Below are 11342 nucleotides of genomic sequence, written 5' to 3' on the forward strand. Positions count from 1 at the left end.
GGGCCCTCTTCCGCGAAGCCGCGTCGCCGGCCGTGAAGCCCGCGCGGTTCTCCGCGTTCCCACCTGGCACCTGGCCGACTGCTATCGCAACAGGTTTGGCGCCCGGCTGGTTCTGGTGCAACTCCCCGACAAAGCTGCTTCAGTGGCGATCCCGTGTCGCCGTCTGGCGACGACTTCCGGCCACGAGATCTCGGACAGGTTACGAAACCACAGGCACCACGTCCACCACGCCAACCGCAAAAACTCTCCGTGATGCGCCGAAACACCTTCGGACCAGCATGAGTGGAAAAATGTGACGGGCATTACATCCTGGGGACCATTACGACTACCTACCGTTCGCCTGGTCGGATCGACCACTCGTCGAACGCCCCGGTCGCAGCGTGTCTCAGGCCGTCATCCGACGCTCCCGCTCGACCCTCCGGACCATCCGGAGGCGCGGGATCATCCCCGCTTCCGCGAGCGCGTCGACCGCTTTTCGCTCGTCGGCGTCCCATTCGAGCGACGGGGGCGCGCCGAGGAGGACACTGACGACACAGTCATGACATGCGTCACCCCGGACCGCGCAGCGATCGCAATCGATGACGAGCGTCTCTCTATCCGCTATCTCGGTCATGACACACACGATAAGAGCGACCACTGACAGTTTCGGGCTCGTGAGTGGTAATGACGGTTAGAACCGTCGTTACCACTCACGAGACTGGTGTTGTCCACAACCACTCCAACCATCCACAATTTTCGCCCGCCGTCCCCACTGGACCGGATCCCCGAAGATCGTGGGGAGGTGCCCTTACACAAACGCTGGTCGGAAGAAGCCATCCCGGCCGAACAACGGCCGAGCTGGCCCATCCTGCTGCAGGAGCAACACGGCATCGTGACCAGAGCGCAGCTCCGGGCCTACGGGCACTCGGCGGCGGACATCGTCGCCAACCTGGAGGCCGGGCGATGGCAGCGGGTACTTCCGCGGGTCTACGCCACCTTCACCGGTGCTCTCTCACGGGCGGCCATGGTCCACGCCGCTCTCCGCTACGGCGGCGGACACGCGGTGCTGAGCCACCACACCGCGGCCGAAGAATGGGGTCTTCTGCCCCTCACCGAGGGGCCGGTGGAGATCACCGTGCCCTATTCGAGTTCGGCGATCTCCCAGCCTCCGCTGGTGAAAGTGCACCGTTCCCGCGCACTCGATCATTCGACGGTGGAAACGTGGCCACCCCGCACGAAGATCACGGACACGATCGTCGACCTGGCGACTTCCGCGGAGTCCGCCAGGGAAGCCGTGAACGTCGTCGTCGATCTGGTGAGCCGGAGCAAGGTCGCGGTGCCGTCGATGCGGGACTGCGTCTCGATGCGCCCGCCGTTCCGCTTTCGCGCCGAAATACTGCGGGGTCTCGATCTGGTGGGCAGCGGTCTCATGTCCGCGCTCGAAGTGGAGTTCAAGGACCAGGTGGAGGAAAGGCACGGGCTGCCGCCGGGTGACCGGCAGACGCCGGTCGAGGTCGACGGGAAGACGTTGTGGGAGGACGTCACCTACGACTCCCACGGTGCGGCCGTGACGGTCCGCCTCGACGGGCGCGCGACCCACGCGATGGCCGACGTCGCCTTCCGGGACCGCCGCCGGGACAACGCCGCGGAGCTCGCGGACCGGGCACGCCTGGTCTACGGCTGGCAGGACGTCCGGGCCTCACCCTGCCAAGTCGCGGCCGAGGTCCGCACGATCCTCCTCCGGGAAGGGTGGCGACCGGCGGCCGACCGCGTCACCTGCCCGGACTGCTCGTGAATGGTAATGACGGTTCTAACCGTCATTACCACTCACGAGCCCAGACGGCCTGCCGCGCTCTTCACACCCGGCTGAGCCGCGACACCAGTACCGCCGACGGCACCGGGTGCGCGCCCTTGCGCCGCACCGAGTCCGCCACCGCCCGGTCCGTGCTCGCGACCACCATCGGCCGCCCCGGCGGCTCGGCCGCGACCAGCGACCGGATGACATCGTCCGCGAGCACGCCGCGTTCGGAGAACAGCACCCGCACCCCGCGCGGCACCGCCGCGGGCACGGAAAGCACACCGGCGCCGTCGAACACCACGGTCACCTCGGCGCTGGTCCGCGCGGCCAGCGCGGAAAGCTGGTGGATCAGCCGGTCGCGCTGGTCGGAAAGCGCCAATTCCGGATAGCCGGTCTTCGTGACGTTGTAGCCGTCGACGATCAGGTGCACGTTGGGCAGCGCGAGATGCCGGTCGAGCGCGGTGACGTCCTGGATCTTGCCGCCCGCTCCCAGCCCCGACGTCGCACCGCGGACCATGTCCGCCGGACGCTGCCCCCTCGCGCTCACCGAAAGTTCCCGGCGCAGCCCGCCGACGGCGCCTTCGATCGTGTCCAGCAGCAGCCCGAGCCTGACCTCGTCGGCCTGACGCGCTTCGCGGGCGGACTGACGGGCGATCTCGGCGTCCGTGACGGCCTTCTCCGCCCGCGCCTTCTCCGCCGCGACTCGCTGCCGCTCACGGTCCAACTGGGCCTTCAGCGCCTTGATCTCCTCGGCGCGCTCGGCGCCGCCGGTCTCCAAGTCGGCGCGGGCCTCGGCGACCGCGTCCTTGGCCTGGCGCAGCTGGACACCCTGCTCTCGCAGGCGTTTCAGCAGTTTCTCGACCTCGGCTTCGCGTTCACCCCGCGCGTTGGCCGCCATCTCTTTGGCCTCGCGCAACTCTCCGCGGAGCTGGGCCAGTTCGGCCTCGAGCCGCTGATTGCGGGCCAGCGCGGCATCACGTTCGGCCCGCAACGCGGTCTCGTCGGCGTTCTTCGCCACCAGCCGGACGCGTCCGGCCGCACCCGCCTCGCCGAGGAGCACGGCCGCGGCCGCGGCGGCGACGGAATCGGGGGCGTTCGGGTCCAGTGCGTCCTTGCGGTGGTCCCGCAGCCATTCGGTGACCGCGACCCGGAACTGCGACGACTCCCCCAGCGCGGCGAGCAACGCCGTCCCGCCGAGTTTCGCGCGTTTCGCGGGGGCGAACTTCGCGACCGGGCGCAGTTGCCTCGGCACGTCGGCGGCCGGCAGTTTGCCGACGGCGGCCGCGGCGAGCTCGGCGATCCGCTCACGCACCGCCTCCGGCAAGGCCGTCCAGCCGTCGGCCGGGACCTCTTCGGACTCCTCGTGCCCACCTGCCGACGCCACGACACCCGAGGGTCCGCCGGTGGCGTCCTCGGGCAGTTCGGGCACTGCGGGCTGCGGCTGCATCGCTCCAGCGTAGGCCCCATGGGCTCGGGGCGCGCTGGATGGGACGGCCTGCGACGATCCCGGGATTGTCGGTGCCCGCCCCTACTGTGCCCGATCATGGACACCGGACGGCGGCCCGGCGCGGCGCAACTCGCCTTCGACGAGCTGGGAACCCCTTTGCGGGACACCACTTTCGTCGTATTCGACCTCGAGACCACCGGCACGAAACCCGGTCCGGACGGGATCACCGAGATCGGCGCGGTCAAGGTCCGCGCGGGTGAGATCCTCGGCGAGTTCGCCACCTTCGTCAATCCGGGGATGCCGATCCCGCCGCAGATCGTGGAGCTCACCGGCATCACCGGCGCGATGGTCTACGACGCTCCCCGGATCGATCGGGTGCTGCCGGCCTTCCTCGAATTCATCTCAGGGGCCGTGCTCGTGGCGCACAACGCCCCCTTCGACACCGGTTTCATGCGCGCGGCCTGCGAAGGCCACGGGTACCACTGGCCGAAAACGGCCGTCGTCTGCACGGTCCGGCTCGCCCGCCGGGTCATTTCCCGCGACGAGACGCCCAGCTACCGGCTTTCCGCGCTGGCAGCGCTGTTCGGCGCGCGGACGACGCCCAACCACCGTGCCCTCGCGGACGCGCGGGCGACCGTGGACGTCCTGCACGCGCTGCTCGAACGCGTCGGCAACATCGGCGTCCACACGCTGGAAGAACTGCTGGATTACCTGCCCGAGGTGACTCCGGCCCAGCGGCGCAAACGTTCGCTTGCCGAACACCTGCCTTCGCGGCCGGGCGTCTACCTGTTCCGCGGCCCCAGCGACGAGGTGCTTTACGTGGGAACGTCGTCGGACCTGCGCCGCCGGGTCCGGCAGTACTTCACCGGCTCGGAGAGCCGGGGCCGGATCCGGGAGATGGTCGCGCTGGCCGAACGGGTCGACGCGGTCGAATGCGCCCACGCGCTGGAGGCCGCGGTCCGGGAGCTCCGGCTGATCGCCGCCCACCGACCGATGTACAACCGCCGTTCCAAGAACCCGCGCAACGCCTGGTGGGTCGCGCTGACCGAGGAGGCGTTCCCCCGCCTGTCGGTGGTCCGCATGCCGCGAGACGGGATGCTGGGGCCCTTTCGCAGCCAGACGGACGCCCGATCGGCCGCGGACACCCTCGCCGGCGCCTCCGGACTGCGGACGTGCACCCAGCGCATTTCCGCGACCGCGCCGAACGGCAAACCCTGCGTGCTCGCCGAACTCGGGCGCTGCGGGGCGCCCTGCGCGGGGCTCCAGACGGTCGAGGAGTACCGGCCCGGCGTACTGGCGGTGTCCGGGCTCATCGCCGGGACGGACGGGCGGCCACTGAGAGCCGCCGCCGATCAGCTGGCCAGGCTCGCCGCGGCCGAGCACTACGAACAAGCCGCCCAGCACCGCGATCAGCTGGCCGGGCTGATCCGCGCGGTCGGCCGGGCGCACCGGCAGTCGGCGCTGGCCGGTATCCCGGAACTGATCGCCGCGGGGCCGGACGGCAACGGCGGCTGGGAACTCGCGGTGATCCGGTACGGCAGGCTCGCGTCGGCGGGGGTCGCGCGGCGCGGGGTGCCGCCGATGCCGGTGGTCGAGATGCTGGTGGCCTCGGCGGAAACGGTGCTCCCCGGCCCCGGCCCGCTCTTCGGCGCGTTCCCGGAAGAGGTCCGCATCCTGTTGCGCTGGCTGGCCCGCCCCGGTGTCCGGCTCGTGCGCACCACGCACCCCTGGGCGGAGCCGGCCGCCGTCGCGGGCGGCTGGGGCGAATGGCTCGACCTGGCGGCGAGCGCGACGGCGCTGGAGCGGGTGGCGGGCTAGGATCGCGGCACCGGAATCATCGACGTAGGAGGACCTCCAGTGATCACCGCGATCGTGTTGATCCAAGTCGAAGCGGACGCCATCCCCGAGGCGGCCCAGGCGATCGCGGACATCGACGGGGTCCGCGAGGTCTACTCCTGCGCGGGCGACGTCGACCTGATCGCCTCGGTCCGGGTCTCGGCCCATGAGGACCTCGCGGATCTGATCCCGGCGAAGATCGGCAAGGTCCCCGGCGTGCTGAGCACGGTCACGCATATCGCGTTCCGCTCGTACTCGAAGGCCGACAGCGAGTCCGCCTTCGACATCGGCGTCGAAGGCGCCTGACGACAAACGAGAACCCCGCCCCGCCGGTGACTTTTTCACCGGCGGGGTGCATCTTGCGCGAACCGGGCAGTCGCGGTTAGCTGGGAACAGAACCGGAATTTCACTGGGGGAATTCTGGTACTGGGGATTCTGAGGTATGTACCGATGATCGATCCATCTTGGGATCGCGGCGGTCGCCGCCGCCTGCCTTCCGCGCGACACGACGGCCGAAGCGGCCGGACCACCTTTCGTCGAATCCGCCGTATGCGCGGCCACTGACCACGGTTGTGACAATTTCCCGATGAACGTATCAGTCACCTGGAAATCGTCGGCTTTTCCACGATAAAGCTTCGAAAACCATCGAATTTACTGCCTGATCTGGCATCGATTCCGCATGCCGTTCCCGCGCACCCTTTCCGGCACGTTCCGGGAAGGGTTCTCGTCGAACCCACTACACCGAAGCTGACTGGGGGCTTGGAGTGTACAAGCGTATTTTGTCCTGCGCGCTTTGCGCCGCGGCACTGTTCTCCGGGACGGTCGCCGTTCCGGCGGGACTCGCCGCCGAAAGCGGAGTACACGCCGCGGCCGCGGCGATGACACCCGGCGAGATCGCCCGTTGGGAGGTGCTCAACTACGCCAGGTACAGCGTCCACAGCACGGTGAAGACGGACGCGTGGACCGCCTTGCTCAGCGAAGACCCGGAGGCGGCGTCCATCGAGTTCCTCCGCTATCCGGGCGGCGGGCTCGAATACGCGACACAGCGGGCGCTCAACCGTGACGAAGGCAACAAGCGATTCCTCCGGCGGCTGCTGGAAACCCACCTCCGAGCGTATTCGCCGGAGGTCTACGACGCGGCGAACCTCTACTTGACGACGTCCGCGTCCAAACGGGAACAGTTCTGTCACGGTGGCGGCTACGAAGCCGCGAAGGGCCGGGATCAGAAGTTCCGCGCCGAACTCGGGGAGCAGAAACGTGCCCTCGTCGAGGAAGACCGCCGATACGTCCGGATGCTCGCCGAACGGGACCCGGGTACCCAGGTGCGCTTCGCCGCGGCCTACGCGGTACGCGAGGGCTCGACCGACGATGACCTGACCGATTTCTTCGCCTGGGGCTGGGCTCAGGGCGCGCGACTGGACATCGAGACCTTCCGTGAAGAGCTGCTGCGCGAGAACCGCCAATGGCAGCAGACGATCGCCCAGCTGATCGTCGACGCCGAAGCCGCCGAAAAGGCCGCGCGGGAAATCGAAGGCGAGGCAGGCAAAGAGGCCCGTGATCAGGCGGCGGCCGCCTGGCGCAAGGTCGGCACCGACGTCGCGCCGGCGCGGTCGAAATGGGAAGAGGCAAGGGACTTCGCCCAGCGGCAGGCGGAGACCTGGCACGCCATCCTGCTCGCCGCGCAGCAGGCGGCGCAGAACCCCAACTGGAAAGCGATCATCGACCCCGCGAGGACGACGGAAGGCGACTGGACGGACAACCGGTCGCTCTCCGGCGAGCACGTCGCGTACTGGGAATCGTTGCTGCAGAAGGCACTCGAAGGCGAGCAGAGAATCAAGAACCCGAGCTGATCATTCCGCCGTCCGGTTTCCCGCGGCGGCTTCTTCTCGAGAATAGGTGACTGGGGTATGCGAAGAACGTCCATGTCAAGGCCATGGCTCAGCCGTGGCATAGCGGTGGCCGCCGTCGCCGCCATGTTCGCGGGGCTGCCGGGCGCACCGGCGGGCGCGGTCGAAACACCACCCGGCCAGGGTGTGCCGCCCGCCGTGCCCACCGCGGAACCCGATATCGAGTCGACCACGGTTCCTCCGGCGTCGCAACGCGACAAGGTGCTGGCCGTCGAGGCCATCGAGGTCGGCGAGGCGACCGACGATTGGCTGAGGCTCTCCGACAAGAACTTCGTCTTCAAGGTCTACGAGAAGATCAGCATCGACAATTTTCCCCGTACCAAGGCGGAAGCGTCACGGATCTACAGCCTCACCGTCGCCGACGCCTCGGCGTTCATCCGGACCGGTATCCACGAATTCGTCCAGCGCGATCACGACGAGAAGATCCTCCGCGACATCGAGCGGCGGGACCGGATCGGCGCGCGGATGAAGGCGCTGGAGAACGCCCGCATCATCCCGCTGGATCCCGTGCTGCTCGACCTCACCGACCGGAACTTCGTCTTCCAGGTCGCCAGCCGGGCCAAGAGCGGCTCCAAGGTACAGAGCGGTGCGATGACCGCGTACAAGGGCGACGCCACTGCTTGGAAGACCTTCATCGAGGTCACCATCCTCGACCTCGCCGAGCAGGACATCGTGGAACACCTGGAACGCCTCCGGCAGGAAAACGCCGAGAAGGCGGCTCGGGAAGAGCGCGACATCAAGCGGCGCACCGCCGTCGCCGAAATCCCGGCCGGCTTCCAGAATGTGTGGCTGGACGCCGAGGACGACGTCTTCATCCGTGAGCTGCTGCGGCTGCCCGAACTGGCCAACCCGGCGAACATCGAGATCAAGGACGCGACAGAGCGCGCCTCCCGCAGTACGGACCCGGCGGTGTGGAAGGCGTTCGTCGACACCGGGCTCAAGGCGGCGGCCGGACGGGACAAGGCACGCCGTGAGGCGCAGGAAGACCAGGCGAACCGCGACGCCGTCCGGCAGCTCAAGGTCCGCGCGGAGAACAGCGGACTCCGGCCGCGTCTGGTCGCGGCGGCCAACGCGGCGCTGGCGGGCAACCGCGAGGCGGTGATCACGTTCCTGCGCACGGGCCAGTACGAGGTACTGACCCAGTCGTTCGGGACCTATACCCCCGGCGTCAGGGGCTGGCACGTCTACAGTGGCGGCGGCGACGCGTGGATCACCACCGGCAACCCCGGCACCGACGGGACCAAGCCGTTGCCGAACGCGACCTGGAAGGTGGCCGCCGGGCTCGCCGACCCGCTGTGTTACTCCCTGGAATCCACCGACCGCGCCGGGAACTACCTGCGGCAGCAGGATCTGCGGGTCAAACTGCACGGCAACGACGGCACCGACCAGTTCAAGAAGGACGCCACCTGGTGCCCGCGGCGCACCGGCGCCAACGTCCTGCTGGAGTCGAAGGCGCAGCCCGGCCGGATCATGCGGCATATCGACGCGCAACTGTGGATCGCCCAACTGGGCGGTGGCAACTGGTTCGACACCGACCGTCTCTTCCACGAAGACTCGAACTGGCGGACGGTCGCCCCGAATCCCGAAGTATCCACGCCACTGATGCTGGACTGGTTCAACGACGACGCGCTGCGCGGACTCGCCGGGAACCCCAAGGCGGCGGAAGTCCACGACGCGGGTGTCCGGTTCCGCGAATTCACCAACGGCCGCCTGTACTGGGGCCCGGAGACCGGTGCGAAGTTCATCAACGGCCCGGTCCTCGACCGCTATCTGAGTCTCGGCGGGCACAAGTGGCTGCTGCCGAGCAGCAACCAGGTCAACGGGATCAGCCGGTCGATGATCAACTTCAACGGCCACAACATGGCGATCTACTGGTCACCCGCGACCGGCGCCAAGTACGTGATGGGCTCCATCCGCGACAAATGGAATTCGCTCAGCGCGGAAAGCGGCGTACTCGGTTTCCCGACCAGTGACGAGTTCACCATCCCCATCGGCCGCCAAAGTAACTTCCAGCACGGTTACATCACCTGGAACTCCACCACCTACGAAATGCTCGTGTACCGGTCCATTTCCGGCCAGTAACCGATTTCGATCTGCTCCAGCCGGGGGCCTGGGAAACGCTCCCAGGCCCCCGGCTGGCCTTTCCGCTGAACAAAGGTATCGAAATGCGAAGATCACTGATATTCGGCAGAAGACCTGTCAGGAGTGTCGCTGTTGTGACCGCGGCGACCGTGCTGTGCGGCCTGTTCACCCCGGCCACCGGGTACGCCGCTCCACCGGCACCGTCGAGCCCGACCGTCGAGGCGCCGGCCCCGGAGGTCCCCCCGGCACCGGTCCCCCAGGAAAGCCCGGACGCCGCGGCGGCCGAACTGCCGTCCGCCACCGAGCTCGAAAAGGTACGCGCGGTTTTCGAAATCGAGGTCGGCGAAGCCACCAAGGAATGGCGCGAAGCCACCGACATGAATTTCGTCTTCAAGGTCTACGACAAGATCAGCCCGACGAACTTCCCCGTCACCAAGGCCGAGGCCTACCGCGTCTACAAGGTCATGCTCGACACCAACACCGCGCCCGACGCCACCGCGTTCATCCGCACCGGTGTCTTCGATTTCGCCGCCCGCGACCGCATCGAACGGCAGCGGCGCCAGGAGGCCTGGGACCGCACCGTCCAGCTGCGCCGGGAAATCCTGATCGACGCCGACATCATCGACTTCGACGACGTCATGCTCAACGACAACGACCAGATGTTCGTCTACAAGGTCCACCAGAAGGCCAAACCAGAGCATCCGAAACTCAAGCAGGGTGCCTTCGACGCGTTCGGCGGTGACGCGGCGGTGTGGAAGGACTTCATCGAGAACAAGATCAGGGAGCTGCACCACCAGGACCAGCTCGACTACCTCGACCGGTTGAACCGGGAGAACCAGGAGGCCGCCCGCCGGGAAGCCGCCAGAATGGCGAAAAAGGACGCCTGCGACAAGGTCCCCCTCATCGCCGTCCCCGCCTGGCTCGACCTCGCCGACGACGACTTCATCCGCGAGCTGCTCAAGACCCCGGAACTCGCCGACCCCGCGCACCGCGAGATCAAGAACGCGGCCACCGTCGCCCTCGCCGGGGTGGCGGCCGACTGGGACCGGTACATCAGGACCGGGGTCACCGAGGCCCGCGCCAGGGACGACGCCAGGATCCTGCGCGAACGGGAAGAGGCCGACCGGCAGAAGGTCCGCGACATCAAGGCCAAGGCCGACGTGAGCAGGCTCCGTCCCCGGCTCGCCGCGGCGGCGGCCGACGTCGCCGCGAACGGCACCTGGGACCAGGTCAAGGACTTCCTCGCCAAAGGCCAGTACACCGTCCTGGAACAGGCGTTCGCCGGAGTCACCGCCGGACGGCGAGGCTGGCATGTCCGCAGCGCCGGTGGCGATGCCTGGGCGACACCCGGGACCCAGCCGTCGAACATCGTCACCGCACCGCTGGGTGACGCCACCTGGAAGATCGTGCCAGGGCTCGCCGACCCCGCCTGTTTCTCCCTCGAATCGGCCACGCGGGTCGGCAGTTACCTGCGTATCGCGGCCAACCTGCGCGTCCAGTTGGCCGGCAACGACGGCACCGACGTCTACAAGCTCAATGCGACCTGGTGCGCCAAGGCGGGCAAGGACGGCAGCCCGACCAACGTGACGCTGGAGGCGAAAGCCCACCCCGGCCGCTACCTGCGTCAGTACTGGGGCGAGCTCTGGGCGGCCAACGGTCAGAGCAAGGAGAACAACTTCGACACCGACGGCAACTTCGCCGCCGACGTCAGCTGGATTCCCGTCGGCCCCAATCCCTCGATCACCACGAAGATCGACGAGCGCTGGCTCAACGAAGACTGGTGGGGCTGGAACGGACTCGGGCCGCAAATCCAGCCTGAGAACATCTTGAACGGCATCCGGTACAAACGCTTCCAGAAGGGTGGCGCCTTCTGGTCGGCCCAGCACGGCGTGGTTCGGATAATGGACCCGCTGCTCGCCAAGTACCTCGAATCCGGTGGCCGTAGCATCCCGGGATTCATTCCCAGCGGGGACACGGGATACCTGCCCGACGGGAAGGGCATGCGCAACCTGTTCGCCGGCCCCAGAGGCATCTGGTACCACCCGAACATTGGCCCGAAGCTGATCTACGGAGCCATTCTCGATCGGTGGGCGACCCTGCAATACGAACGAAGCAGACTCGGCTATCCCACTTCCGACGAGATGGATTTCCCCGGCGTACCCGGTAAACGCGTGAGCTACTTCCAGTACGGAAGGATCGAACACACCGCCGCCGAAGGCGCGAAAGAGTACTACAACTGACCAGCCCGAGGTGCCTTGCCGGGTACACCGGCAAGGCACCTCTTTCACCCCGC

The 11342-nt window shown here is 67.9% G+C and carries 8 protein-coding genes; 6 read left to right on the forward strand and 2 right to left on the reverse strand.

The features are described 5' to 3' along the window. Positions 1-385: 385 nt before the first annotated feature. Positions 386-613, reverse strand: coding sequence for a hypothetical protein (locus tag ACZ54P_RS19020; protein ID WP_465462845.1), 228 nt, complete (start codon positions 611-613; stop codon positions 386-388). A gap of 168 nt (positions 614-781) precedes the next feature. Here ACZ54P_RS19020 and ACZ54P_RS19025 point away from each other — a divergent pair, with 168 nt between their 5' ends. Beyond that, positions 782-1774: a hypothetical protein gene (locus ACZ54P_RS19025; RefSeq protein ID WP_465462846.1), complete on the forward strand. Its 993-nt coding sequence runs from the start codon at positions 782-784 to the stop codon at positions 1772-1774. Between the two features lie 61 nt (positions 1775-1835). On the opposite strand, the gene ACZ54P_RS19030 is transcribed toward ACZ54P_RS19025, so the two are convergent. Continuing rightward, on the reverse strand, positions 1836-3224 hold the full coding sequence (locus ACZ54P_RS19030; protein WP_465462847.1) for an NYN domain-containing protein: 1389 nt from the start codon (positions 3222-3224) through the stop codon (positions 1836-1838). 96 nt (positions 3225-3320) lie between these two features. Between ACZ54P_RS19030 and ACZ54P_RS19035 the strand changes: the two genes are divergently transcribed. The 5 genes from ACZ54P_RS19035 (at position 3321) to ACZ54P_RS19055 (ending at position 11289) form a co-directional block, all read left to right on the forward strand. After that, entirely contained in the window at positions 3321-5042 is a 1722-nt protein-coding gene (locus ACZ54P_RS19035) for a DEDD exonuclease domain-containing protein (protein ID WP_465462848.1), read from the forward strand. Between the two features lie 39 nt (positions 5043-5081). Next, positions 5082-5366 (forward strand): Lrp/AsnC family transcriptional regulator, encoded by a 285-nt coding sequence (locus tag ACZ54P_RS19040; RefSeq protein WP_061983148.1) that lies wholly within the window; start codon positions 5082-5084, stop codon positions 5364-5366. 458 nt (positions 5367-5824) lie between these two features. Beyond that, positions 5825-6910: a hypothetical protein gene (locus tag ACZ54P_RS19045; RefSeq protein ID WP_465462849.1), complete on the forward strand. Its 1086-nt coding sequence runs from the start codon at positions 5825-5827 to the stop codon at positions 6908-6910. Between the two features lie 72 nt (positions 6911-6982). Further along, positions 6983-9049 (forward strand): AbfB domain-containing protein, encoded by a 2067-nt coding sequence (locus ACZ54P_RS19050; protein WP_465462850.1) that lies wholly within the window; start codon positions 6983-6985, stop codon positions 9047-9049. Between the two features lie 134 nt (positions 9050-9183). Next, entirely contained in the window at positions 9184-11289 is a 2106-nt protein-coding gene (locus ACZ54P_RS19055; RefSeq protein ID WP_465462851.1) for an AbfB domain-containing protein, read from the forward strand. Positions 11290-11342 lie beyond the last annotated feature (53 nt).

Source organism: Amycolatopsis sp. NPDC034160 (assembly GCF_055575355.1).